We start from the raw sequence: 24,085 nt of genomic DNA on the forward strand, positions 1-24,085 counted from the left end.
AAGTTGTTATTCTTTAAAGAAAGAATCTACGAACTCATATTTGTTAAAAATTTGTAAGTCGTCTATACCTTCTCCTACTCCTATGTATTTTACAGGAATCTGAAATTGGTCAGAGATGCCTATTACCACCCCCCCCTTGGCGGTACCGTCTAATTTAGTAACAGCCAAAGCGGTTACTTCAGTGGCTTTGGTAAATTCTTTAGCTTGCTCAAAGGCATTTTGTCCAGTAGAACCATCGAGTACTAACAGCACTTCGTGAGGAGCATCAGGAATCACTTTTTGCATCACGCGCTTGATTTTAGAAAGCTCGTTCATTAGATTGATTTTGTTGTGCAAGCGTCCTGCCGTATCAATAATTACTACATCAGCATTTTGTTTTACCGCCGAACTAAGGGTGTCATAGGCTACCGAAGCAGGGTCGCTACCTAACTGCTGTTTAATCATTGGCACTCCGGTACGGTCTGCCCACACTTGTAGCTGGTCAATCGCAGCGGCTCGGAAAGTATCAGCAGCACCTAATACTACTTTCAAGCCTTTTTTAGTAAACTGACTTGCTAGCTTTCCGATAGTAGTGGTCTTTCCAGCTCCGTTGACCCCTACTACCATCATCACATAAGGCTTTTTGTCAGTAGGTAAAGTAAAGTCTGTTGCTTCTCCTGTATGGGTTTCTGATAGAAGTCCTGCTATTTCTTCACGAAGGATAGTATTCAGTTCAGAAGTATTTAAGTACTTGTCTTTAGCCACACGACCCTCTATACGATCAATGATTTTAAGAGTAGTATTCACCCCTACATCACTGGCAATAAGCACTTCTTCAAGGTCATCGAGCACCTCTTCATCTACTTTCGATTTCCCAACGAGAGCCTTTCCTAAGCGGTCAAAAAAGCTGTTTTTAGATTTCTCTAAGCCTTTATCTAAGGTTTCTTTCTTTTCTTTTGAAAAGATATTTTTCAGAAATTGCAATGCCATAGCTTATTGTATATTTTAGGATATGAGTGCAAAGGTAGTAAAAAAGTTCATATATGCAAAAAAGCCGTCTCACGACAGCTTTTTTAAATATGATAAAAATAGAGAAAATTTAATTATTTCTTCTTCAAAAATTCATCAACGAGCTCAGGAGCCATTACGCTTTCTACGAAAGTATAAGCACCTGTTTTAGGTGATTTCACCATTTTGATAGCTTTAGTATGCTTCTTAGATTTACCTTGTAGGGTTGCTACTGTTTTCTTTGCCATAATGTTTTAATTATTTAATTTCTTTATGAACAGTTACTTTCTTTAGGATAGGGTTGAACTTCTTAAGCTCTAATCTATCTGGAGTATTTTTTTTGTTTTTGGTAGTGATGTAACGTGAAGTTCCTGGTAAACCAGACTCTTTGTGCTCAGTGCACTCCAAAATAACCTGAATTCTATTTCCTTTTTTAGCCATTTTAGTATTCTTTTAAATTAGTTAATATATCCGTTACGTTCTACTTCTTTAAGCACTGCATAGATACCTTTCTTGTCGATAGTTTTAATTGCAGTTGCCGATACTTTTAGGGTAATCCAACGATTCTCTTCCGGAATGAAGAAACGTTTTGTACGGAGGTTTACATTGAATTTACGTTTTGTTTTGTTCATTGCGTGTGACACGTTATTGCCCACCAATGCTTTTTTGCCTGTTAAATCACAAACTCTTGCCATTTTTTCTCTATTTATTAATGTGTTATTTATATTCAGGGCGCAAAGGTATAACTATTTTTTGAAACAGCAAAACTTTTTTCTCTTTTTTCAGATTATTTTTGTGTATACTAATTTATTATATACTGTATTCCAGTCGTTTAATTAATTTGAAATTATTATTTAAATATCTGAAAACTACTGTTTTTTGCACATAAAACAACCCCATCTTCATATACCCTTCGCCGTTGCAGTATGAATTCTACTAATAACCTTCTTCTTATTTCCACCTTAGCTTTATCTTTTCTTCATTCATTGTTCGTCATTTGTTCATTTGCCCGTGCGGCTCGCACCGTTATTTGTTCGTCATTTGTTCGTCATTTGTTCGTCTTTTGTTCGTCTTTTCTATAAGCTCTCTATAAGCTTCTCCCAAATTAATCATTAACCATTAATCATTAAATAAGGCTTTCATCTACATTATTTTATTCTCCCGCCCCCATTTGCTAATTTGCTTATTGACTCAATTACTAATTTTATCCGCCTGTGTGGCTCACACCCGCCTGTGTGGCTCACACCATCATTTGTCATTAATTTGGTATTATTGGCATTTCTGGTATTATTAATATTATTTGCCATTTTGCTAATTATTTGTACTTTTGTGCCCTATAATCATTTAAACAACAGTATATTCAATGAAAATAAACGATTTACTAAACATAGCACATACTTACGGTAGCCCTGTATATGTATATGATGCCCAGAAGATTGCTTCTCAATATAACCGACTTACCAATGCCTTTGCCTCAGTACCCAAGTTGCGCATCAACTATGCAATGAAAGCCCTTTCTAATATCTCTATCTTGAAATTGATGAAGGATTTAGGTGCTGGTCTCGATACCGTTTCTATTCAGGAAGTACAGTTAGGATTGCTGGCGGGTTTTGACCCTCAGCAAATTATTTTTACGCCTAATGGTGTCTCAATGGACGAAATTGAGGAGGCTATGCGCTTAGGAGTACAGCTCAACATCGATAATCTTTCGTTCTTGGAACAGTTTGGCACACAACACCCTGAGATACCCGTGTGTATTCGTATCAATCCACACGTGATGGCAGGCGGTAATAGCAATATTTCGGTAGGACATATCGATAGTAAGTTTGGTATTAGCATTCACCAAATACCGCATATCTTGCGCATCGTCCAGAATACAAAGATGCACATCAACGGTATTCATATGCACACAGGTAGTGATATTTTAGATATTGATGTGTTCCTATATGCTGCCGAAATACTCTTTGAAACCGCTAAACACTTTAAGGATTTACAATTTATCGACTTTGGTAGTGGCTTTAAAGTTCCTTATAAAGAGGGAGATATACAAACCAATATAGAAGAGTTGGGCGAACGTCTCAGCAGTCGCTTTGCTGATTTCTGCAAGGAGTACGGTCGCAACCTTACATTAGCTTTCGAACCTGGTAAGTTTTTGGTAAGTGAAGCAGGCTACTTTTTAGTAAAGGTGAATGTAGTAAAGCAAACCACTTCTACCGTATTTGCAGGCATCGACTCTGGTTTTAATCATCTTATCCGACCAATGTTCTACGGGGCTAATCATTATATCGAAAACATTTCTAACCCCGAAGGTAAGAAGCGTTTCTATTCAATAGTTGGGTATATATGCGAGACCGATACTTTTGCCTCTAACCGACAAATAGCTGAGATTACTGAGGGCGATATATTGTGCTTTCACAATGCAGGTGCCTATTGCTACACTATGGCGAGCAACTACAATTCACGCTTGCGTCCAGCAGAAGTATTGTGGCAGAATGGGGAAGCTAAACTTATCAGAAAGGCAGAAACCTTCGAAGACTTACTAAGAGGACAGATATATTAACAATAAAAAAGGCTGTCCGAAAAGTCTTAAAATCGCATTTGCGTCGCTACACTTTGCCAAAGTTTCAGATTTTAGCAAAGTTGATTACCTTGATAATCAAATTCTTTTAGTTACATTGTAGGGGCGATTGGCAAATTGCCTTCACAAAGCAAAACTTTTTGGACAGGCTCTTCATACTTCTTTTTGCCTGTGTGGCTCGCACTTATTGCCTGTGCGGCTCGCACTGTGGCTCGCACTATAAAAACCGGTTGTGCCAGCTGTCTTCCAAAGGCACTTCCCAATTCTCTTCATATTCTATTTTAGTATTCACCAAATTGTTGAACACTATAGTTTGTGCCGATACTGCTTTTTCTTTTACCATCTTCTTAAAATCGGCAAGGTTTTTATAGGCGATGTGTTCACCTTGACGGTAACTCACATTCATACGGTCAAGCAATGTAACGTTGTATTGGGCTTCAAGCTCTTGAATAAAGTGCGCTAAAGCATCAAGAGAACAGCCTCCTACACCGTGGGCATCGGGTAATGCTCCTATAACTATAAATCGGTTATAGCGCAATTCAAATGATGATAGCAAATCCTTGCCGTGCACCATCCAGTGATTTATAAATTCTTCTAATTGTGTATGCAGTTGCTTTTGCTCATCTTCTGTAAAGCTACGGTTGCATTGGTATACCCACACACGGGCATCATCGGGGAGTTCTTTAAAATCTCTATACACTTATCTAATGATTAATTGTTAATGATTAATTCACAGTTTTCCCTCTCCTTGGGAGAGGGGAATGGGGTGAGGACTTACTTCTTCATTAGCCTATCCAAGTTTCTCTTGTTATCACGGTCTTTAATAGTTTCGCGTTTATCGTACAATTTCTTACCGCGTACTAAGGCTATATCCATTTTAGCCAATCCCTTTTCGTTAATAAAGAGTTTGAGAGGTACGATAGTAAGCCCGCTATTTTTCACTTCTTTATTGAGTTTGCGAAGTTCTTTTTTCTGCAAAAGCAGTTTGCGTTCGCTTTTGGGGCGGTGATTGTAATAGGTGCCAAAGTCATATGCTTCAATGGTAGAGTTAATTACGAAAAGCTCTCCTTTATCGTTAAACTCGCAAAAACTCTCAGCTATTGAGGCTTTTCCTAACCTGATAGACTTTATCTCGGTACCCACAAGTACAATCCCCGCCGTGTATTTGTCGAGGATTTCATATTCAAATTTCGCCCGTTTGTTGAGTATTTGTACTGTTTTCTGAATCATAGCACAAAAGTAGTAAATTTGTTACATATAGCAAGCTTTTTTTAAGTTTTTTTGTACTTTTGCCGAAAATCACTCTTATGAAATACCTCTTACAACTTTTTACATTATTATCAGTGTCCTCACTTTTAGCGCAGCAGAATGATTTTGTGCTTCTCAGAAGCCTTTCTAATGACTTTGTATTCGATATGAAATATGCCACCCCCGATAATTTTTTCAAACAAGCAGTATATGATTGTGGAGAATGCTATCTCCGCAAGAGTACTGCAAAGGCTTTGGTAAAAGCTAATGAAGAGTTTAAATCGTTGGGATACCGCATTAAATTGTTCGACTGCTACCGACCGCTTTCGGTGCAGAAAAAGATGTGGAAGATACTTCCAGGTACCCACTACGTAGCAAACCCCGCGAAAGGTTCTAAACACAATCGCGGGGCTGCTGTCGATCTTACCCTTGTAGATGCACAAGGCAAGGAATTAGATATGGGTACTCCTTTTGATTTTTTTGGTAAAAAAGCACATCACACTTGCACGACCCTCCCTAAAAAGGTACTTGAGAATCGCAAGTTGTTGAAGGATGTACTCAACAAATATAACTTTAAATCTATTTTCTCAGAGTGGTGGCACTATGAGTACCGTCCCGAAATGCAATCTAAAGTCGAAGACTTCCAATGGCAATGTAAATAAAAAGTCTCTTCTGTCGTGCTACGACTCTTCACACACTTTGCTAAAGTTTCTAATTGCTTGTCGTGTTACGACTATTTTAAGTTTTGAGGTACTTCCAAAATCTCTATACTTTTTACTCTCATAGCGTTTTGCACCAAGTGTCTCGTATATTCAGGATAAGGAAGTCCCGCTGCGGGAGCTCCCATATTACATTCACCGTCAGAGCCACCTCCTCCGTTAATCCACAAATAAGCATCGGCGTATGGGCCTGTGGTTTTGGTAGTGCTACGCGGGCCTAAAGCTGCATTAAAGTTATTGCAAGAGTTATAAGGAGGGTGTGCATTCTGGTGTTTAGGTCTATTGATACCACTGCGCCCTGTGTCAATCACGTAATGCACATCTTTAAAACCTTTGGAAGCTAAGTATTTTACAAAAGCCTCAGCTCCGGCTTGTTCTTCAGCAGTGCCTCCTAAACCCGAAACATTCAGTGCAAAACCACGCATATATTTTAAACCTCCATCTATAATAGCATTGGCAACAGCTTCAGAGTGTTGTGTAACCAAAGGTCCATTTCCAGCGTGAATATAGCTCGCTACATTAGGGTTGTTCTTATTTAGTTTTTCAGCAGCGTAACTAAGCAGTTCAGCACGTTCATTGTATTTAGCTGAGCCTCTTGGGTGACCGCAGTAGTTAATAGCATCTGGTTCAATAATAACCACCGCACGGCGTTGTCCAATAATGGCACTTACGCGGTTTATCCACGCTTTGTAAGAAGCGGCATTAGGATGTCCACCTTTTGAAAACGAGCCACAATCACGATTGGGGATACCGTAAAGCACTACAATAGGCGTTTTGCGGGCGCGTTCAGCTCCTTCAACGAAGTTTTTAAGCCAACGGTCATTTTTCTCGCTATTAGGACTCACACCGTCATACCAACCTCCGCAGGGCGTACCATACACTTGGTAATACAGCTTTTTCAACTCGGCATTTTTTTCTTTTTTTACTACGTCTAACCGAGAGGGCTCCAAGTAAAAATCCCAGTCATAAGCTACCGGCTTTTTACCTTGTGGTGGGTTAGGTGGAATAGGAGGAGTAACTGGAGGCGTAATAGGAGGTGTAGTAGGGGTCTGAGTAGTAGGAGTTTGTGTAGTAGAGGTTTGCGTTGTTGGAGTCTGTGTAGAGGGGTCGGTATCTTCCCCTGACTTTTCACAGGCAGTCATTACCCATAAAAAAGCTACTAAGGATAGTAATTTATTCATAATCTTTAATCTTATTTATTTGTATTATTCTTATCTTTGCAATGATAAAGGTTATTTTATAATTGCCTGTCGTGTTACGACTATTTTAAGTTTTGAGGTACTTCCAAAATCTCTATACTTTTTACTCTCATAGCGTTTTGCACCAAGCGTCTCGTATATTCAGGGTAAGGCTGTCCCGCTTTTGGGGCTCCCATATTACATTCACCGTCAGAGCCACCTCCTCCGTTAATCCATAAATAAGCATCGGCGTGTGGACCTGTGGTTTTGGTAGTGCTACGCGGACCTAAAGCTGCATTAAAGTTATTGCAAGAGTTATAAGGAGCATTTGCATTTTGGTGTTTAGGTCTATTGATACCACTGCGCCCTGTGTCAATCACGTAATGCACATCTTTAAAACCTTTAGAAACTAAGTAAGTTACAAATGTTTCAGCTGCTGCTTGTTCTTCAGCAGTGCCTCCTAAGCCCGAAACATTCAATGCGAAACCACGCATATATTTTAAACCAGCATCAATAATGGCAGTAGCCATTGCTTCAGAATTATTGGTCACCAAAGGCCCATTCCCGGCGTGGATATAGCTCGCTACATTCGGGTTGTTGTTCTTCAGTTTCTCAGCAACATAGCGTAATAATTTAGCACGTTCCTCGTACTCAGCCGAGCCCTTTTTATGTCCACAGTAGTTAATAGCATCGGGTTCGATAATTACTACTGCACGGCGTTTTCCAATAATGGCACTTACGCGATCTATCCACGCTCTGTAAGAAGCAGCATTAGGATGTCCACCTTTTGAAAACGAGCCACAATCACGATTGGGGATACCGTAAATCACCACAATAGGCGTTTTGCGAGCGTGTTCAGCACCTTCAACAAAATTCTTTAGGTAGCGGTCGCTATCCTTACTGTTGGGGTTAATTCCATCATACCAATCTCCGCAGGGCGTACCATACACTTGGTAATACAGTTTTTTCAATTCGGCATTTTTTTCATTTTTTACTGCATACAACCGAGAAGGCTTCAAATAAAAATCCCAATCATAAGGTATTTGAGTTTGCGTATTTTGGGGCGTATCTTCCCCTGATTTTTCACAGGCAGTCATTACCCATAAAAAAGCTATTAAGGCTAGTAATTTCTTCATAATCTTTAATCTTATTTATGTGTTAATTTGGCAAAGATAGAAATTTATTTTCATTTACCCAAAATTATTTTCTAATTTATTTTTCCAGTCATTTTCCTCCGTTTGCTCTCCGCTTTTTCACCACCTTGTCTCTACTTTTCCTTTGTTCATTGTCTATCTGCCGTGTGGCTCGCACCGTCATTTATTCGTTTATATGTACGAACTTTGCCAAAGTTTCAAAATTTGCCAAAGTTGAAATCTACTAATAACCCTCTTTTTATTTCTATCTTAGCTTTAACTTACCTTCATTTTTTCTTCTTCATTTGTTCGTTCATTGTTCGTTCATTGTTCGTCTTTTCTTCGTCTTTTGTTCGTTCTTTGTTCGTTCTTTGTTCGTCTTTTGTTCGTCTTTTGTTCGTCTTTTCATTATCTGCCCGTGCGGCTCGCACCGTCTTTTGTTCGTCTTTTGTTCGTTCATTGTTCGTCTTTCCTATAAGCTCTTTATATCTACATTATTTTATTCTCCCGTCCCCATTTGCTAATTGACTCATTTACTAATTTACTAATTTTATCTGTCTGTTGCGCTACGAGCTCACACTTTACCTTTTACCTTTTATCTTTTATCTTTTACCTTCAACAATTGGCATTGTGGTATTAATAGCACATTTGCTAATTTCAAATAAATACTGTACCTTTGCCAAAGTTTTTTTGATAGCTTGTCGTATAACGACTTTGGGCAATGCTCAAAATAATATGAAAGTTATAGTAATTACTAACGTCTGAAAAAACTAACAACCGATGAAAGGAATTATATTAGCAGGCGGTTCAGGTACACGCCTTTACCCCATTACTAAAGGAGTTTCTAAACAATTGCTCCCTATTTACGATAAACCAATGATTTACTACCCATTATCGGTGCTGATGCTTTCGGGTATTCGCGAGATATTGGTAATTTCTACTCCTCAGGACTTACCAGGTTTTGAGCGCCTCTTAGGTGACGGTTCCGACTTCGGTATTCACCTTAGCTATGCCGAGCAACCCAGTCCCGATGGCTTGGCTCAAGCTTTTATCATAGGCGAAGAGTTTATAGGTGATGACGATGTATGCCTGGTATTAGGAGATAATATTTTCTACGGACAGAGTTTCTCGAAAATGCTCGCTCAAGCGGTAGAGAATGTAAAGAAAGAACGCAAAGCTACTGTCTTTGGTTATTACGTAAAAGACCCTGAACGCTATGGAGTAGCTGAGTTTGACACCGAGGGCAATGTGCTTAGCATTGAGGAAAAACCCACACAGCCTAAATCTAACTATGCGGTAGTAGGACTCTATTTTTACCCCAATAAAGTAGTGAAAGTAGCCAAAAGTATCAAACCCTCAACACGAGGTGAATTGGAGATTACTACTGTGAATCAAGAGTTTCTAAACGACGGCGAATTAAAAGTACAACTTTTAGGACGCGGTTTTGCGTGGCTTGATACCGGCACCCACGATTCGCTTAGCGAAGCATCAAACTTCGTAGAAACCTTAGAGAAACGTCAAGGACTCAAAATCTCTTGTTTGGAAGAAATAGCCTATCGTAAGGGTTGGATTACTGCTGAAAAGTTGCAAGAGTTAGCAAAACCAATGCTCAAAAACCAATACGGGCAATACCTTTTGCAATTAACGATGAACAATAGATAATTTGCTTTTCCAAATAATTTAACGGTAAAACCTAATCTATGCTGGCGCGAGCTTGTAGCTCGTGCCTCCTAATATCTAACCTCCTAAAAAATGGCAAAACTAAAAACAGCATATTTCTGTCAGAATTGCGGAGCACAATACAGCAAATGGCAAGGACAGTGTTACGTCTGCAAGCAGTGGAATACCATTGTGGAAGAAGTCGTACAGAAAGACACTGCTCCTGCTTGGCAAGAGAAAGAATCACCTATCAAGAGTAAAGCTCCTAAGTATATCTCTATTTCGCAAATCGATACACAACAGGAGGCGCGCCTCAACAGCAACAACCACGAATTGAATAACGTCTTGGGTGGGGGAATTGTACCCGGTTCGGTTACTCTTTTAGGGGGGGAACCTGGTATAGGTAAGAGTACGCTATTGTTGCAAATAGCTCTTAACTTGCCTTATCGTACGCTCTACGTATCGGGGGAGGAAAGTGAGAAACAGATAAAAATGCGCGCCGACCGTATTCCGCATAAGCTCGATAATTGTTTTATCCTCACAGAAACTAAGACACAAAATATCTTTCAACAGATAAAAGAACTCTTACCCGAAATCGTGATTATCGACTCTATTCAAACCCTTCAATCCGATTATATAGAGGCATCAGCAGGGAGCATTTCTCAAATTAGGGAATGTACCTCCGAACTGATTAAGTTTGCTAAAACTACTCACACTCCTGTAATACTCATTGGGCATATCACTAAGGACGGACAAATAGCAGGACCTAAGATATTAGAGCATATGGTTGATACTGTTCTGCAGTTTGAAGGCGATCGCAACCACGTGTACCGTATCTTGCGTTCACTGAAAAACCGCTTTGGCTCTACTTCCGAACTAGGTATTTACGAGATGCTTAGCAACGGATTGCGTGAGGTAAATAATCCTTCGGAGATTCTCATTTCCAAAACCGATGAGACGATTAGCGGTACCTCCATAGCTGCCACTTTGGAAGGTATGCGTCCGCTGATGATCGAAATACAAGCACTCGTAAGTACAGCGGTATATGGTACACCACAACGCAGTACTACGGGCTTCAATGCCAAACGACTCAATATGCTTTTGGCAGTGCTTGAGAAACGCGCAGGATTCCGCTTAGGTGCTAAGGACGTCTTCCTTAATATTACCGGAGGCATTACTATCGACGACCCCGCCACTGACTTAGGAGTGGCGATGGCTATCCTATCTTCTAACGAAGATATAGCGATTGAAAAGGACGTCTGTTTTGCCGGCGAAGTAGGATTAGGCGGTGAAATACGCCCTGTACAACGCGTAGAGCAACGCATTACTGAAGCTGAGAAATTAGGCTTCAACACTATTTTTGTTTCTAAATATAACAAAATAGCCCTTAAAAATACTAAAATTAGGATTGTAAAAGTCGCCAAGATAGAAGATGCAATACAAGAACTATTTGGATAATAAAAACGCCTTATGTTAAGAAAACTTTTTAAAGATACCATTATCTACGGCATTGCTACTGTACTCCCTCGTGTGCTTACCCTATTGCTCACAAGGCTGTACGTGAATAAACTCGATACTGCCGATTTTGGTATCTATTCAGGGTTGTTTGTCTATCTTATCTTGGGGAACGTACTGCTATCATACGGTATGGAAACAGCTTTCTTCCGCTTTATGAACAAAGGCGAACGGAAGAAGAAGGTACAATCTACTGCACTTACTTCTCTTACAGTCAGTTCTTTGTTTTTCCTGCTGATTGCCTACTTATTGCGACACTTTATTGCCTCCTGGCTGAACTATGATGTACAGTATATTGTCTTTGCCATTTATATATTAGTACTCGATGCCTTAGTGGTCATTCCGTTTGCGTGGCTCAGGAACAAAAGCAAAGCCAAACTTTATGCTATTGTTAAAATAGGGAATACAGCAGTGAATTTAGCACTTAATATCTACTACCTGAACTATTTACCTGCTGAAACCCTTGCTACCAATGGTGGTGTATATTATATCTTTTTAGCCAACGTAATAGCGAGTTTAGCGACTTTCATTGTCTTACTGCCCATCTATTTCAAAATACATTTCCGTTTTGATTATCGACTTTGGAAAGAGATGATGGTTTATGCTTTCCCTGTATTATTGGCAGGTATTGCTTTTGCCGTAAATGAAGGTTTTGACCGAGTGTTCTTGCGTATGCTCCTTCCCGCTGATACTGCCGATGGAACTATAGGTATTTATTCTGCTTGTTACAAAATGGGGGTATTTATGAACCTTTTTGTTACTGCTTATAAACTTGGTATAGAACCTTTCTTTTTTAGCAGTGCACAGGATAAGAATGCGCCTAAAACTTATGCTCGTATCACTGAATATTTCATTGTGTGCGGAGGCTTTATTTTGCTCTTTATTACCGTATTCACTGATGTTTTTAAACTTATTTTGATACCTAACAAAGCTTATTGGGAAGCCCTTTGGATTGTACCTATTATCTTGTTAGCTAACCTTTGTTTGGGTATTTACCACAGTCTTTCGGTATGGTACAAAGTAACCGACCGCACCAGCTTTGGGGCTATCGTATCCTTAGTAGGAATGGCTATTATGGTAGTGTTTAATTTTGCGCTTATTCCTTGGCTCAGTTATAAAGGGGCGGCGTTAGCAACACTCATCACCTATGGAGCGATGATGTTTATTTCGTATTACTATGGACAAAAATACTATCCGATACCCTATAAAAAAAGGAAGATAAAAATCTTCCTCGGAATGAGTGTTCTTTTCTCGTTTGTAAATTTCTATGCTTTTGACAATAGTATCTACATAGGAACCTTACTTTTGCTTATTTATGGTTATTTAGCGAGTTTTACTATAAAGCTCAAATCTACTCTTCCTAAATAACCGTAAAAAGGTTCATCTTTTCTTCTTCCTTGTTGCGCATTAGCGCACTGTCTTCGGGTGTTTTATCCTTATAACCACAAAGATGTAACAAGCCGTGTGCCAATACCCGCAAGAGTTCTTTTTGGAACGGTACTTTAAAGATGTTAGCGTTCTCCTTTACGCGTTCTACCGAAATATAAATATCCGAATGGAGCACTTTGCCCTCAGAATAATCAAAGGTGATGATATCGGTAAGGGTGTCGTGTTGCAAGTACTCTACATTTATTTTATGCAAATACTCATCATCGCAAAAAATATAGTTGATATTGCCCACCTCTTTACCTTCGGATTGGGCTACGCGTTTCACCCAACGTTTTACTTCGTTTTTCTTAAAAGGAAAGACAAAGGGAGTTTCGTTAAAAAAAGAAGTCATAATAATTATTTTTCTTTAGGCTTATGGCTTATAGGTACTGATACCTAAAAGTGCGTAAATGGGTGAGAAATTAATGAGAATGGTTACCAAAAGCAATATAGAAACGCCTGATAACACGGAAGCAATGGTAATAGAAAACTCGTTAAAATAACCCAATATTGCAGTGATAACGATAATGAGCAAACGGATATTCTTGTCCAAAGTGCTAATATTTCTTTTCATATAGTCACATTTTTTAATTTGTGGCAAATGTACTTCTTTATTTTGAATAAAACAAAGATTTTAAATAATTATACACTTACTTTTGCACTATCTCAAATTATTTATGCAAACTTCATAGATTTAGTAGGTGATATTTTGGTAATCACATAGGTAGGAATGAGTAGCATTAGCAAGCACAATAGCAAAACGCCTATATTGAGCAATAACACCCACAGAGGAGTGAAAGCAATCGGTACTTCGGTTACGTAATAGGTGGCAGGGTCTAACTTGATAAGGCTGTAACGCTGTTGTAACCAGAGCAATAAGAATCCTAAAACATTCCCCCATAAGAGTCCCAAGCCTATGATATAGGTAGCATTATACAAAAATATCTTGCGGATACTGCGGTCAGAGGCACCTAAGCTCTTTAAAGTACCTATCATTGGTGTTTTCTCCAATATGAGCACGAGAATAGCCGTAATCATATTAAATCCACCTACCACTATCATTATCCCGATGATGAGGTAAATATTGAAATCGAACATACCAAGCCATTCGAAGATAAAAGGAAACTTCTGAATGATAGTTTGCGAATCGAGGAATGAACCTACCTTGCCGTACACTTGTTTGCCTACTTCTTCTATACGGTCAAAATCTTTGATAAAAAGCTCGAAATTGCCTATTTGGTCAGGTTGCCATTTATTGATTTTCTGAATATGACGTATATCAGAGAAGATGTATGACGCATCAAATTCTTGAAAGCCACTATTGTAAAGCCCTACGATTTTAAAACTACGTTGGTTAGGAGCTTGGGCAGCTTCGTCTTTTAGAAAGATAGCTTGGCAACGGTCACCCAGTTTTAGGTGCAATCTGTTGGCTAAATGGGTAGACATTAGCACCTCATCGGTTACTTCTTCACTCGCTACATTAGGGGTACGCCCTTCGGTAATAAAATCGCGAATAAGCGACCAATTGTAGTCTTTCCCCACACCTTTAGCGAGAATCGATTCATAAGTGGTTTCAGTACGGATGATACCACCTTTGGTAGCTACTGCTTGAATATGGGTAACTTCGGGTACTGCTGAAAAAGTAGGGTAAAAATCTTGTTTTATAGCAATAGGTTTAGTAGTAACTTGTGACGCATTACTGCTATAATCAAAAATCTGAATGTGCCCGTGAAAGACTACCAACTTCTCCCTAATCTTGCGTTGCAAGCCAATACCCGTAGCAATGGCAATGAGCATCATCACCATACCCACAGCAATGGCAGCTATTGCCATTTTGATAATTGGGGAAGAAATTGTACCTTTGTCCCCTTTCGAAAAAATAACTCTTTTTGCTATGAAATATTCAACATTCAAAACAATAATGCCTTTTAGAAGTGCCAAAGTTACACTTTTTTTCTTATGTACGCTTATATCGTGCAAAAATAATGGACAGACACAAGGTAATGCTTCTGTGCAAAACACTGAAAAACAGACGAAAGAAGTGGTGATGGGCGCTAACCGAATGTATCTTTACATTAAGGATTTACGCGCTAAAAATATAGCTATCGTTACGAATCAGACTGGGATTGTGAAAGCCGAAAAAGGGAATTATGTGCATTTGGTGGATACGTTATTAAAGAAGAAAGTATCTATCAGTAAGGTTTTTGCTCCTGAACACGGATTCAGAGGGGAAGCCGATGCAGGTGAAGTAGTGAAAGACGGCAAGGACTCTAAAACGGGCTTGCCTATTGTATCGCTCTATGGTAAAAACAAAAAACCTACTGCTGAGCAACTGAAAGGTGTAGACCTTGTACTCTTTGATTTGCAAGATGTAGGGGTACGCTTTTACACTTATATTTCTACTTTGCATTATGTGATGGAGGCTTGTGCTGAACAGCATATTCCTGTAATAGTACTCGACCGTCCGAATCCTAATGCGCATTACATTGATGGAGCGGTGTTGCAACCTGCTTTTAAGAGTTTTATTGGGATGCACCCTGTACCCGTGGTTTATGGAATGACTATTGGCGAATATGCTCAGATGATAAATGGTGAAAAGTGGTTGCAAGCAGGCGTTACTGCTGACCTTAAAGTGATTCCTCTTGCCTATTATACACATCAAACGTCTTATAGCTTACCGGTAAAACCTTCGCCTAACTTACCTAATGATGTATCGGTGAACTTGTACCCAAGTTTGTGTTTTTTTGAAGGGACAAATGTGAGTATGGGGCGCGGTACCGATATGCAGTTTCAGATTTATGGCTCTCCTTATTTTGATAAGACGACTTTTGGCTTTACGCCACACCCTAATGCAGGCGACAAGAATCCGAAGTTTAACGGTGAGCTATGTTACGGTGAGGACTTGAGAAAAACACCTCGTTTGGATAAACTAAATCTCACTTGGCTTAAAAAAGCTTTTGAGCAAGGTAAAGGAGTGAAAACACCTTTCTTTACTTCATCGTTCAATAAGATTGCTGGTAATGATATACTAAAGAAGCAAATAAGCGAAGGAAAGACCGAAGACGAAATACGCCAATCGTGGCAAAAGGATATAGAGCAGTTTAAGGAGATGAGAAAGAAATATTTACTATATCCGTAATTAATACTATAATGCCAATAATGCCAATTGTTGAAGGTAAAGTGTGAGCTCGTAGGACGACAGACAGTCGTAGCACGACGGGCAGATAAGCAAAAGACGGCACGAGCCGTACGCGCAGATAAAGAAATGACGAAGAGAAGGTGAGTCTAAGGTGAAGAGTAATTAAGGTTGTTTAAAAAATAAGAAAGGGTTTAAGTGATTTATAAATCACTTAAACCCTATTTCTAATTAACTAATATTCCTATTTTCTAAAAACGCACTCCTACGCCCAATTGTATTTGTTGGGTAGTTGCTTTTTCTTTAAGGGCGTTACTAATATCACTGTAACCCCATACATAGCGACCGTAAGCAAAAAGAGGACCTAAATTTACTTCGGCACCAGCAACTAATGAGAAGTCGGTATCTTTGAAAAGTTTTTTTCCGTTTTCCCAAGTACTATCGTCTTTATTGGCAAGGAAACTAAATTGAGGTCCTGCGTGTAGTGAAATCAATCCGTTAGGGTTGTATTTCAAGAGTACTGGTACACTTACGTAGTTCAGTGTTTTTTTCTTTTCGAACTTGTCGTCCCAAACAGATTGGTAGCTATCGCGGAGCTTTGTATTGGTTTGACTAAAAAGTACTTCACCCTGTAGCCCCCAGCTATCATTGAAATCAAATTCGACGAAACCACCTAATTGATAGCCCAATTTAAAGTTTTTGTCATAGGCTACACCTTCTACTTTAGCTAAGTTGGCACCTGCTTTTGCTCCTAAGTGAAACTCTTGAGCATAGGTAGCGGTGGTGAGTAGCATTATCGCAATAAAAGCTGTTAATTTAGTGATTTTGTTTTTCATACGCTTAATTATTGTTTAATGATTCAGTATAGTTATTCCAAATAGTGTGCCAAAAAAATAATTTACCAAATTGCAAATTTGTAAATTAGCAAATTATATACTACTTTTGTGGCGTGAAAATATAAAGCTAACAGACCAATGATCATACATCATTTAGGCGAAGAGCCTTCCGTATTAAACCGATTTATCGCCCAGTTGCGTGATGTAAATATTCAAGCAGACCGTATGCGATTCCGTAAAAATTTGGAACGAATAGGGGAGGTATTGTGTTACGAGATGAGTAAGTTTCTACACTATAAAACGGAAACAATTACTACACCTTTGGGCGAAAAGAAGGTACAACTTCCGAAAGACGAGATAGTAATTTGCTCTATTTTGCGTGCTGGTTTGGCATTGCATCAAGGCTTGATGAACTACTTTGATAATGCTGATAATGCTTTTATCTCGGCTTATCGCAAACACACTTCTGAGACTGATTTTGATATAATGGTGGAGTATCTGGCTTCGCCGTCCTTAGAAGGTAAAATCTTATTCTTAGCTGACCCAATGCTGGCTACAGGACGTTCGTTTGCTAATGTATTCAATGCGCTGAAACCTTTAGGGACACCTAAAGAGATACATTTGTTTGCTGTTATAGGGGCACAGCAGGGGATAGAATACTTGGAAGATAAGTTTCCTGAGACTACTCATTTATGGATTGCTACCATAGATGCTCACCTTAACGACCACGGCTATATAGTACCAGGTTTAGGTGATGCGGGTGATTTAGCTTTTGGTAATAAAATGGAGTAGAAGCCCTATGGCAGGCATAGATAATAGTGACCATAGTACGATTTCTTTTAGCCACCATACGCGTATTTTCTCTACATAAAGAGCAAAGAGAATGGCAATAGGGGCAAAGGTGTATATCACTTCTTTGGAAAGGAATACTACTATAAGTCCTATCCAGAGGAATTGTATTACTACTAATGAGCTGATACTGTGATAAACACTTCTGAAATAGTATACTGCTAATGCCACTAAAAGAAGGAGTGCTAAACTACATACTGCTATTGTTGTAGCAATGGAATGAGAGGAAAAGTTTAGAAGATTATTTATATCTGAAGTGATGAGATTTGTAAAATCATCAATAGGAAAAGGCTCTTGAAGTATTAATAAAATAGCCCCTAATAAGATGCTAACAGTAATGATTGCTAAAAGAGGTATAAACCAATAACGGCGTTTTTCAGCTCCGTAAAAGAGTAGAGAAATCCATACATTTAGCAGAAATATTAAAGCCCAAGGGTGCAACAAGCCTGCACAAATGATTAGTAGAGAAGTATCGAATAGTTTTTGTGGAATGCCTTCACCTGTTTTAAGAGTAAGTACACGCCACAAGGCTACAATGATGAGTAAGTTAGCACCTACTAATTTCACTTTATCAAAAAGGGTAGGGAAGAGCACTACGAAAATACTAAAGAAGGCTATAGAGTAGCAGTTTTTGGTATCAGTAAGTTCATTCCACCGGTCTATTTGGTGAAGTAATAATAAAGAAAGAAAAAGTAATACAAAAGTACTCATTAAAACAGTGAGATGAGACACGTCACTGAGAGGTAGTTGTAGTATTTTAAATTGAAATAGCCCATCACCTATCAATAGTGCTAATAGCACAATGATAAAAGTGATGGGCTTTGTATTTTCAAAACGTACTGATAGCATTAGTTACTAATAGTTAAAATATTACCAGCTACTGAAACATTATAATTTAGTAAAGGATAAGGTTTGGCAATTTGCCCAATAGCAATAGGAGCCCCTGATATTAAATTGTAAACTGTTTTACCACAAGAACATTTGGCAAAAGTATAGTCGTGACCAGTTTCTTCATAGCTATTGTCATCTTTTATAGCCTTTATGCCAAACAGGCGACTATGACATTCTTGTAAATTATGATTAGGACAAGCAGCTTCCCAAGCACGATATCCTCCATTACTATAACAAGTCACAAAAAATCCTTTAATACCTCCGTAGGGAACAAATACAGTATTCATAGGTGTTTTTAAGCTGTTATAGAGAGGTAAACTTAAGTTGATAGTATAAGTGAAATGTACTTCTCCTAAGTTAGGGTTGCGCGTTTGTCGCTCTTTCTCACAAGAAAGTAGTCCAACCAAAAATATTACATATATCAATCTATACATCTTGTTACCTATTATTTAGCTTAAAATTGATAACCCACTCCCATTGAGAGTGTTCTATTTTTAAAGTCGTAAGAATTAGCAATGCCCGTACTTATGAGGCTTGCCTCATCGCCTTCAAAAATATTAGTGAGTCCTTGTACCCAACGTATTTCGAAAAACCAACCTGCATCAGTAGTGTAACCTATCCCTGCAGTCATAGCTACATCTATAATGTCTATGGCATCTGATTTTACACGAGTTACGGGTTCTGTACCATTGAAGTAGAAATTAGGCTGGTCAATGCGATACTCTATCTGAGGACCTACGTGCAGATTAATACCCTTTCCTACATTGAATCGTGCCATTACAGGAGCCGAAAGATAATCAAGAGCCAAAGTAGCATTCCCATATCTATCAGATTTTATTTGTGCACCACGACGATTGTAGATACCTTCTATCTGTAAAGAGAACAATTTAGATAGGGGGAACTCTAAAGTAACCCCAGCATAATAACCGTGATATGGTTTAAAACTTGCCTCACTACTTACATCTCCTTTTAAGGTAGCATAATTGTACCCTGCTTTCACTCCTATGTATTGTGCTTTTACATTGTAAAAAGCAAACAAACATATGGCTAATAATACTATTTTTCTCATTGTTTATTATTTTTAGATGTTAGTCGTTTGTTGTTAATACTATAATTTTTTGGTAGAGATAATCTTCACGGGGCAGGCTTTTTGTGCTTTCTCACAATCCTCAAAAATACTATCGTCATAACTTTTTAGGGTGAAGAAGCCTTTCTTTTCAGTGGAACGTAATAATACGCTCTTACCATCTTTTTTCGACATCTGGAACTGCTCAGGAGCCATCTCTACGCAGTAGTTACAGCCTATGCATTTTTCACGCTGTAAGGTTACTATTACCATATTAAACTAAATCTGCTAATTGATATTTGTTTTTACTATTTTATACAGTTTATCTGATAACCTTATTCTGAAATTGGTTTTGATAGTACAAGAATCACCTTTCTTAGCTCTTTCAGCAGGACTATCGTTTACCATCATTGAGGTGAGCTCTATTTCTTGAACGCCTGTTGAAGGTCCAGTGATGAGCAACTTGTCGCCTATCTTTATATCAAAGGCTTCAATAACAAACTCTGCTATACCAGTTTTAGGAAAATAGTGTTTGCCTTGCCCAATGTATACTTTCTTTTGGGTAGCATTAGAGCCTGGGTTCTCACTCCATTCACCGAGCTTTTGCCCTAAATAATATCCACTCCAGAAACCGCGATTGTACACCGTTTTGAGGGCTTCTATCCAGCCTTCAATTTTTTCTTTACTGTATGTGCTTGCATAATAAGCATCTATTGCTTCTCGGTAGGTGCGAATAACGGTAGCCACATACTCAGGAGCGCGCCCACGTCCTTCAATCTTTAACACCTTTGCCCCTGTGTCGATTACTTGGTCTAGGAAGTCAATCGTGCAGAGGTCTTTAGGCGACATCATATACTCGTTGTCTAATTCTATTTCAAAACCGCTTTCTTGGTCGATTACAGTGTATTTCTTGCGGCAGTTTTGCTTGCAAGCTCCGCGATTGGCTGATGAATTGTGCGAGTGCAAACTCAGGTAGCACTTGCCCGATACCGCCATACAAAGCGCCCCGTGTCCAAATATTTCTATTTCTACCAAATTGCCCGAAGGTCCTTTGATTTGCTCTTTTTCTATCTGCTCACATATCTTCTTGATTTGTCGCAAGCTCAGTTCACGGCTCATTACCATTGTATCAGCAAACATCGCATAGAAGCGCACGGTTTCAATATTAGTGATATTGATTTGGGTAGAGATATGCACCTCCATTCCTATTTGTCGAGCATAAGCTATGACTGCCTGATCCATAGCTATCACAGCTGTAAGACCTGCTTTTTTAGCAGCGTCTAATAGTGTTTTGATGATAGATAAGTCGTGGTCATAAATAATAGTATTAAGGGTGAGATAAGTGCGAATACCCTTAGGAGCACAACGACGCGCTATTTCATCAAGGTCGTCAATCGTAAAGTTGATACTTGCCCTTGCGCGCATATTCAGCTGGTCTACCCCAAAGTACACTGAGTCGGCACCATTGTCTATTGCCGCTTGTAGGGACTCAAAATTACCAGCTGGTGCCATTAGTTCAATTTTTCCTGAATGAGTCATTATATAGTGAGTGAGGGGGCAAAGATACGAAAATAAAGTAGAATTTGAAAATTGTAATGTATAAAATTAAGTAAATAGCGAAAATATGCTTAATATGCTAACTTGTCAGTGAAGTAAAATATTAATGTTCTTCTAGCTTTTCCATTAGTTCAAACCAGCGTTCGGTCTTTTCCTCTATGGCAGTAAGTGTCTCTTGCAAGGCTACTGATTGTTCTTGTATTTCATTACTACTAAGACTTCCTTCGGCAAAAGTAGCTTCTATAGCAGTTTTTTTCTCTTCTAACTGCGCTATTTCTTTTTCCAATCGGTTGTATTCCTTCTGCTCGTTGAACGATAAACCTTTCATTCCGTCCTTGCGCCAAGTGTTTTTGGTGGCTTCTTTCTTTGGAGTATCGTCTGTCGGAGGAACGCTCTCTTCGTACACGCGGTAATCGGTGTAGTTACCAGGGAAATCCTCTACTTCGCCATTGCCTTTAAAGACAAAAAGGTGGTCTACTATTTTATCCATAAAATAGCGGTCGTGCGATACTACCACCAAGCACCCTGGATAGTCTAATAAAAAGTCTTCTAAGACGTTCAGAGTAACAATATCGAGGTCGTTCGTAGGCTCATCTAAAATCAAAAAATTGGGGTTTTGAATGAGTACAGTACATAGGTATAAGCGTTTGAGTTCCCCTCCGCTGAGTTTCTCTACATAGTCGTATTGCTTTTTACGGTCGAAGAGAAAGCGCTCCAATAGCTGTCCTGCTGAGAGAGTGCGCCCTTTAAGTAGGGGAATGTAATCACCATACTTTTGTATCACTTCTATTACCTTTTGTCCTTGTTGTACCTCAATGCCATCTTGGGTATAGTACCCGAACTTAATAGTGTCTCCCACTACTATTTTACCACTATCAGGTGTGATAGACGAGGTGAGCAAGTTGAGAAAGGTGGATTTGCCTGTGCCGTTCTTACCTATAATTCCCACTCGTTCGCCCCGCAAGAAATTATAATTGAACTTATTGAGCACGCGCAAGTCTCCGAAGCTCTTGCTCACATTGTGAAACTCCACCGTCTTGCTTCCCAATCGCTCCATATTGATTTCGAGCTGTACCGAGTGCTCCTTCCGACGCTTGTGGGCTGCCTCCTTTATCTTATAAAAATCGTCTATACGCGATTTCGATTTGGTAGTCCGTGCCTTAGGTTGCCTACGCATCCAGTCGAGTTCCTTTACATAAAGGTTTTTAGCCTTCTCTACCGATGCCTGCTCTTGTGCCAATCGCTGTTCTTTTTTCTCTAAGAAATAAGAGTAGTTCCCTTTGTAGCTGAATAGTTCGCCATTGTCCAATTCCAGGATTTCATTGCACACGCGTTCCAAGAAATAACGATCGTGTGTAACGATGAAGAGTGTGAGGTTTTCTTTGGTAAAGTACTGTTCTAACCATTCAATCATTTCTAAGTCTAGGTGGTTCGTAGGTTCGTCCAATATCAGCAAGTCAGGTTTGCTAATAAGTACATTGGCTAAGGCGAGACGCTTTTTCTGTCCTCCTGAAAGGTTTTTTACTTTCTGTTGAAGGTTGTCTAATTTTAGGCGGAAGAGTATTTGTTTGTATTGTGTTTCAAAATCCCAGGCATTATGGCGTTCCATCTGTTCAAAAGCCTTTTGATAAGCCATTTCGTTTTCAGGGTGCTGTAAAGCGTGTTCGTACTCCTGAATCAATCGTAAAATAGGATTGTCGGTTGCAAAAATAGTCTCTTCTACCGTTAGTTCTTCGTTAAAAGAGGGATTTTGTGAGAGAAAACCTATATGTATGCCCTTACGGAATACTACTTGTCCGCTATCGGGTTGGTCTTTGCCTGCAATAATATTGAGTAAAGTAGTCTTCCCTGTACCATTTTTAGCGATAAAGGCTATTTTTTGGTCTTTATTGATGCCAAAAGAGATGTTTTCAAGGATTATGCGTTCGCCAAAGGCTTTTGATATATTTTCTACGGATAGTAAGTTCATTTAATTTAGATAATAAATTAAAATTAATTTGTGATGTTTCTATCTGCTTGGCTATACGCCCAAGGGGCTCCGTTGTTCTCTATATTAGTCATCATCACATTGAGTTCGGTAGGGGCTGCCGATTCTTCCATTACCAAATACTGCCTCATATCCATAATAATAGATAACGGACTGATACTCACAGGGCATACCTCCACACAAGCATTGCAAGTGGTACAAGCCCATAGTTCTTCAGGAGTAATGTAGTCGCCTAAAAGTTGTTTACCATCGGGTTCAAAAGTACCGTGTTTGTCGATATTGCGCCCTACCTCTTCTAAGCGGTCACGTGTTTTCATCATAATCGCGCGAGGAGAAAGCTTTTTACCAGTGAGATTCGCCGGACATTCATCGGTACAACGCCCGCACTCGGTACAAGTATAGGCGTTCATCAGCTGTAACCAAGTGAGGTCGGTCACGTCCGAAGCTCCAAACTTATCAGGAGGGGCTGTGTCTTGTGGTGTTGCAAAAGGATCGGCATTGGGGTCTAACATTAGTTTCACCTCTTGTGTTACCGCTGGATTTACCTTAGAAGCTCCTAACGGACGAATAGGTGCGTAGTACGTATTAGGGAAAGCTAACAGTATGTGTAGGTGTTTGGAGTAATACAAGTAGTTTAAAAAGCATAAAACCCCGGTAATGTGTAACCACCAACAACTGCGTTCTACAACGATAAGAGTGCTTACCGAAGCGTTTCCTAACAAGGGGCGTAACCATTCGCTCACAGGAAAAGAACCTGCTTGCACGTAGTGGGGTACGTGTAATGCTTGTAGCTGAGCATCGGCAGCGTTCATCAGTAGGAAAAGACTCATCATTACCATTTCGGCATAAAGGATATTGCTTGCATCTTTTTTTGCCCACCCTCTGATTTCTGCCTTGCGAAAGCGTGGTAATTTTAGTACGTTTCTCCTTATCCAAAATACGGTTACTGCTACAATCACTAAGAGAGCCAACACCTCAAAAGAAGCTATCAAGAAGTTGTAAAACGCCCCTAAGAAGGCAAATATGCGGTGGGTTCCTATGATACCGTCAGTAATAATCTCTAAAAGTTCGATGTTGATAATCAAGAAACCTGCATATACAATAATATGCAACACACCTACTATGGGGCGTACCAACATTTTTCGTTGCCCTAAAGCGAGCCACAACATATTTTTGAGTCGCTCTTTGCGGTTGCCAGAAGTGTCTTCCGGCTTGCCTAAACGGATATTCCTAATGAGTTTCCGTAGATTATAAATAAAAAAGCCTCCTCCTATACAGAGAAGTATTATAAATACTATGTTAGGAAAGAAGCTCATCA

General features: G+C 39.3%; 26 protein-coding genes. 7 read left to right on the forward strand and 19 right to left on the reverse strand.

Annotated features, from left to right (window positions below; genetic code table 11):
* Positions 1-6: 6 nt before the first annotated feature.
* From ftsY to rpmB, 4 genes are all read right to left on the reverse strand, one after another.
* A complete protein-coding gene (gene ftsY, locus HMPREF1528_RS08330; RefSeq protein ID WP_016479403.1) occupies positions 7-969 on the reverse strand; it encodes a signal recognition particle-docking protein FtsY in 963 nt (320 codons plus the stop codon).
* A 113-nt stretch (positions 970-1,082) separates the two neighbouring features.
* On the reverse strand, positions 1,083-1,235 hold the full coding sequence (locus tag HMPREF1528_RS12385; RefSeq protein ID WP_002672546.1) for a DUF4295 domain-containing protein: 153 nt from the start codon (positions 1,233-1,235) through the stop codon (positions 1,083-1,085).
* 10 nt (positions 1,236-1,245) lie between these two features.
* Entirely contained in the window at positions 1,246-1,428 is a 183-nt protein-coding gene (gene rpmG, locus HMPREF1528_RS08335) for a 50S ribosomal protein L33 (RefSeq protein WP_002672545.1), read from the reverse strand.
* 17 nt (positions 1,429-1,445) lie between these two features.
* Positions 1,446-1,682, reverse strand: coding sequence for a 50S ribosomal protein L28 (gene rpmB / locus HMPREF1528_RS08340; RefSeq protein WP_002672544.1), 237 nt, complete (start codon positions 1,680-1,682; stop codon positions 1,446-1,448).
* A 668-nt stretch (positions 1,683-2,350) separates the two neighbouring features.
* On the opposite strand from rpmB, the gene lysA reads away from it, so the two are divergent.
* The gene (lysA, locus tag HMPREF1528_RS08345; protein ID WP_016479404.1) at positions 2,351-3,547 is read left to right on the forward strand and encodes a diaminopimelate decarboxylase; all 1,197 of its coding nucleotides are present in this window, start codon (positions 2,351-2,353) and stop codon (positions 3,545-3,547) included.
* A gap of 235 nt (positions 3,548-3,782) precedes the next feature.
* Here lysA and HMPREF1528_RS08350 read toward each other — a convergent pair whose 3' ends face one another.
* On the reverse strand, positions 3,783-4,265 hold the full coding sequence (locus HMPREF1528_RS08350) for a hypothetical protein (RefSeq protein WP_009421343.1): 483 nt from the start codon (positions 4,263-4,265) through the stop codon (positions 3,783-3,785).
* A gap of 74 nt (positions 4,266-4,339) precedes the next feature.
* Complete coding sequence (gene smpB, locus HMPREF1528_RS08355; RefSeq protein WP_009417836.1) at positions 4,340-4,795, reverse strand: SsrA-binding protein SmpB; 456 nt, start codon at positions 4,793-4,795, stop codon at positions 4,340-4,342.
* Positions 4,796-4,872: 77 nt separating this feature from the next.
* Here smpB and HMPREF1528_RS08360 point away from each other — a divergent pair, with 77 nt between their 5' ends.
* A complete protein-coding gene (locus HMPREF1528_RS08360) occupies positions 4,873-5,475 on the forward strand; it encodes a M15 family metallopeptidase (RefSeq protein ID WP_016479405.1) in 603 nt (200 codons plus the stop codon).
* Between the two features lie 71 nt (positions 5,476-5,546).
* On the opposite strand, the gene HMPREF1528_RS08365 is transcribed toward HMPREF1528_RS08360, so the two are convergent.
* Entirely contained in the window at positions 5,547-6,713 is a 1,167-nt protein-coding gene (locus HMPREF1528_RS08365; RefSeq protein ID WP_016479406.1) for a glycoside hydrolase family 6 protein, read from the reverse strand.
* 80 nt (positions 6,714-6,793) lie between these two features.
* Entirely contained in the window at positions 6,794-7,846 is a 1,053-nt protein-coding gene (locus HMPREF1528_RS08370) for a glycoside hydrolase family 6 protein (RefSeq protein ID WP_016479407.1), read from the reverse strand.
* A gap of 777 nt (positions 7,847-8,623) precedes the next feature.
* Between HMPREF1528_RS08370 and rfbA the strand changes: the two genes are divergently transcribed.
* The 3 genes from rfbA to HMPREF1528_RS08385 all read left to right on the forward strand — a co-directional run bounded on the left by rfbA (position 8,624) and on the right by HMPREF1528_RS08385 (position 12,385).
* The gene (gene rfbA, locus HMPREF1528_RS08375; RefSeq protein WP_016479408.1) at positions 8,624-9,505 is read left to right on the forward strand and encodes a glucose-1-phosphate thymidylyltransferase RfbA; all 882 of its coding nucleotides are present in this window, start codon (positions 8,624-8,626) and stop codon (positions 9,503-9,505) included.
* 90 nt (positions 9,506-9,595) lie between these two features.
* Positions 9,596-10,960 carry a DNA repair protein RadA gene (gene radA, locus HMPREF1528_RS08380; protein ID WP_016479409.1) on the forward strand — a complete coding sequence of 455 codons (1,365 nt, stop codon included), beginning with the start codon at positions 9,596-9,598 and terminating at the stop codon, positions 10,958-10,960.
* 12 nt (positions 10,961-10,972) lie between these two features.
* Positions 10,973-12,385: a lipopolysaccharide biosynthesis protein gene (locus tag HMPREF1528_RS08385; protein WP_016479410.1), complete on the forward strand. Its 1,413-nt coding sequence runs from the start codon at positions 10,973-10,975 to the stop codon at positions 12,383-12,385.
* Here HMPREF1528_RS08385 and ybeY read toward each other — a convergent pair.
* The 3 genes from ybeY to HMPREF1528_RS08400 all read right to left on the reverse strand — a co-directional run bounded on the left by ybeY (position 12,378) and on the right by HMPREF1528_RS08400 (position 14,278).
* A complete protein-coding gene (gene ybeY / locus HMPREF1528_RS08390; RefSeq protein WP_002672529.1) occupies positions 12,378-12,797 on the reverse strand; it encodes an rRNA maturation RNase YbeY in 420 nt (139 codons plus the stop codon). The genes HMPREF1528_RS08385 and ybeY overlap by 8 nt on opposite strands.
* A gap of 21 nt (positions 12,798-12,818) precedes the next feature.
* On the reverse strand, positions 12,819-13,019 hold the full coding sequence (locus HMPREF1528_RS08395; protein WP_034567989.1) for a DUF2892 domain-containing protein: 201 nt from the start codon (positions 13,017-13,019) through the stop codon (positions 12,819-12,821).
* A gap of 101 nt (positions 13,020-13,120) precedes the next feature.
* Positions 13,121-14,278: an ABC transporter permease gene (locus HMPREF1528_RS08400; RefSeq protein ID WP_016479412.1), complete on the reverse strand. Its 1,158-nt coding sequence runs from the start codon at positions 14,276-14,278 to the stop codon at positions 13,121-13,123.
* On the opposite strand from HMPREF1528_RS08400, the gene HMPREF1528_RS08405 reads away from it, so the two are divergent.
* Positions 14,262-15,584: an exo-beta-N-acetylmuramidase NamZ domain-containing protein gene (locus tag HMPREF1528_RS08405; protein WP_034568021.1), complete on the forward strand. Its 1,323-nt coding sequence runs from the start codon at positions 14,262-14,264 to the stop codon at positions 15,582-15,584. The genes HMPREF1528_RS08400 and HMPREF1528_RS08405 overlap by 17 nt on opposite strands.
* A gap of 248 nt (positions 15,585-15,832) precedes the next feature.
* Here HMPREF1528_RS08405 and HMPREF1528_RS08410 read toward each other — a convergent pair whose 3' ends face one another.
* Positions 15,833-16,417 (reverse strand): porin family protein, encoded by a 585-nt coding sequence (locus tag HMPREF1528_RS08410; RefSeq protein ID WP_016479414.1) that lies wholly within the window; start codon positions 16,415-16,417, stop codon positions 15,833-15,835.
* A 138-nt stretch (positions 16,418-16,555) separates the two neighbouring features.
* On the opposite strand from HMPREF1528_RS08410, the gene upp reads away from it, so the two are divergent.
* A complete protein-coding gene (upp, locus tag HMPREF1528_RS08415) occupies positions 16,556-17,209 on the forward strand; it encodes a uracil phosphoribosyltransferase (RefSeq protein WP_002672507.1) in 654 nt (217 codons plus the stop codon).
* Here upp and HMPREF1528_RS08420 read toward each other — a convergent pair.
* The 7 genes from HMPREF1528_RS08420 to HMPREF1528_RS08450 all read right to left on the reverse strand — a co-directional run bounded on the left by HMPREF1528_RS08420 (position 17,183) and on the right by HMPREF1528_RS08450 (position 24,083).
* Entirely contained in the window at positions 17,183-18,115 is a 933-nt protein-coding gene (locus HMPREF1528_RS08420) for a hypothetical protein (RefSeq protein ID WP_016479415.1), read from the reverse strand. The genes upp and HMPREF1528_RS08420 overlap by 27 nt on opposite strands.
* Positions 18,115-18,591 carry a hypothetical protein gene (locus tag HMPREF1528_RS08425; protein WP_016479416.1) on the reverse strand — a complete coding sequence of 159 codons (477 nt, stop codon included), beginning with the start codon at positions 18,589-18,591 and terminating at the stop codon, positions 18,115-18,117. Before HMPREF1528_RS08425 ends, HMPREF1528_RS08420 begins: the two co-directional genes overlap by 1 nt.
* 20 nt (positions 18,592-18,611) lie before the next feature.
* Complete coding sequence (locus HMPREF1528_RS08430) at positions 18,612-19,226, reverse strand: porin family protein (protein WP_002672504.1); 615 nt, start codon at positions 19,224-19,226, stop codon at positions 18,612-18,614.
* Between the two features lie 39 nt (positions 19,227-19,265).
* Entirely contained in the window at positions 19,266-19,496 is a 231-nt protein-coding gene (locus tag HMPREF1528_RS08435) for a ferredoxin (RefSeq protein WP_002672503.1), read from the reverse strand.
* 15 nt (positions 19,497-19,511) lie between these two features.
* Positions 19,512-20,762, reverse strand: a complete 1,251-nt coding sequence (locus HMPREF1528_RS08440; protein ID WP_016479417.1) for a peptidase U32 family protein — start codon at positions 20,760-20,762, stop codon at positions 19,512-19,514.
* A 121-nt stretch (positions 20,763-20,883) separates the two neighbouring features.
* Complete coding sequence (locus HMPREF1528_RS08445; RefSeq protein ID WP_016479418.1) at positions 20,884-22,749, reverse strand: ABC-F family ATP-binding cassette domain-containing protein; 1,866 nt, start codon at positions 22,747-22,749, stop codon at positions 20,884-20,886.
* Positions 22,750-22,772: 23 nt separating this feature from the next.
* Positions 22,773-24,083 carry a (Fe-S)-binding protein gene (locus HMPREF1528_RS08450; RefSeq protein WP_016479419.1) on the reverse strand — a complete coding sequence of 437 codons (1,311 nt, stop codon included), beginning with the start codon at positions 24,081-24,083 and terminating at the stop codon, positions 22,773-22,775.
* Between the last annotated feature and the right edge of the window lie 2 nt (positions 24,084-24,085).

It is taken from the genome of Capnocytophaga sp. oral taxon 336 str. F0502 (genome assembly GCF_000411575.1).
GTDB lineage: Bacteria > Bacteroidota > Bacteroidia > Flavobacteriales > Flavobacteriaceae > Capnocytophaga > Capnocytophaga ochracea.

Bases quoted from the DNA above. Each gene is read 5' to 3' on its own strand.
- smpB (WP_009417836.1), bottom strand. From the start codon at position 4,795: ATGATTCAGAAAACAGTACAAATACTCAACAAACGGGCGAAATTTGAA.
- HMPREF1528_RS08450 (WP_016479419.1), bottom strand. From the start codon at position 24,083: ATGAGCTTCTTTCCTAACATAGTATTTATAATACTTCTCTGTATAGGA.
- upp (WP_002672507.1), top strand. From the start codon at position 16,556: ATGATCATACATCATTTAGGCGAAGAGCCTTCCGTATTAAACCGATTT.
- lysA (WP_016479404.1), top strand. From the start codon at position 2,351: ATGAAAATAAACGATTTACTAAACATAGCACATACTTACGGTAGCCCT.
- HMPREF1528_RS08430 (WP_002672504.1), bottom strand. From the start codon at position 19,226: ATGAGAAAAATAGTATTATTAGCCATATGTTTGTTTGCTTTTTACAAT.
- HMPREF1528_RS08435 (WP_002672503.1), bottom strand. From the start codon at position 19,496: ATGGTAATAGTAACCTTACAGCGTGAAAAATGCATAGGCTGTAACTAC.
- HMPREF1528_RS08385 (WP_016479410.1), top strand. From the start codon at position 10,973: ATGTTAAGAAAACTTTTTAAAGATACCATTATCTACGGCATTGCTACT.
- rfbA (WP_016479408.1), top strand. From the start codon at position 8,624: ATGAAAGGAATTATATTAGCAGGCGGTTCAGGTACACGCCTTTACCCC.
- rpmB (WP_002672544.1), bottom strand. From the start codon at position 1,682: ATGGCAAGAGTTTGTGATTTAACAGGCAAAAAAGCATTGGTGGGCAAT.
- HMPREF1528_RS08420 (WP_016479415.1), bottom strand. From the start codon at position 18,115: ATGCTATCAGTACGTTTTGAAAATACAAAGCCCATCACTTTTATCATT.
- HMPREF1528_RS08370 (WP_016479407.1), bottom strand. From the start codon at position 7,846: ATGAAGAAATTACTAGCCTTAATAGCTTTTTTATGGGTAATGACTGCC.
- HMPREF1528_RS08395 (WP_034567989.1), bottom strand. From the start codon at position 13,019: ATGAAAAGAAATATTAGCACTTTGGACAAGAATATCCGTTTGCTCATT.
- rpmG (WP_002672545.1), bottom strand. From the start codon at position 1,428: ATGGCTAAAAAAGGAAATAGAATTCAGGTTATTTTGGAGTGCACTGAG.
- HMPREF1528_RS08405 (WP_034568021.1), top strand. From the start codon at position 14,262: ATGGCAGCTATTGCCATTTTGATAATTGGGGAAGAAATTGTACCTTTG.
- HMPREF1528_RS08400 (WP_016479412.1), bottom strand. From the start codon at position 14,278: ATGGCAATAGCTGCCATTGCTGTGGGTATGGTGATGATGCTCATTGCC.
- ftsY (WP_016479403.1), bottom strand. From the start codon at position 969: ATGGCATTGCAATTTCTGAAAAATATCTTTTCAAAAGAAAAGAAAGAA.
- ybeY (WP_002672529.1), bottom strand. From the start codon at position 12,797: ATGACTTCTTTTTTTAACGAAACTCCCTTTGTCTTTCCTTTTAAGAAA.
- radA (WP_016479409.1), top strand. From the start codon at position 9,596: ATGGCAAAACTAAAAACAGCATATTTCTGTCAGAATTGCGGAGCACAA.
- HMPREF1528_RS08445 (WP_016479418.1), bottom strand. From the start codon at position 22,749: ATGAACTTACTATCCGTAGAAAATATATCAAAAGCCTTTGGCGAACGC.
- HMPREF1528_RS08365 (WP_016479406.1), bottom strand. From the start codon at position 6,713: ATGAATAAATTACTATCCTTAGTAGCTTTTTTATGGGTAATGACTGCC.
- HMPREF1528_RS08440 (WP_016479417.1), bottom strand. From the start codon at position 20,762: ATGACTCATTCAGGAAAAATTGAACTAATGGCACCAGCTGGTAATTTT.
- HMPREF1528_RS08360 (WP_016479405.1), top strand. From the start codon at position 4,873: ATGAAATACCTCTTACAACTTTTTACATTATTATCAGTGTCCTCACTT.
- HMPREF1528_RS12385 (WP_002672546.1), bottom strand. From the start codon at position 1,235: ATGGCAAAGAAAACAGTAGCAACCCTACAAGGTAAATCTAAGAAGCAT.
- HMPREF1528_RS08410 (WP_016479414.1), bottom strand. From the start codon at position 16,417: ATGAAAAACAAAATCACTAAATTAACAGCTTTTATTGCGATAATGCTA.
- HMPREF1528_RS08425 (WP_016479416.1), bottom strand. From the start codon at position 18,591: ATGTATAGATTGATATATGTAATATTTTTGGTTGGACTACTTTCTTGT.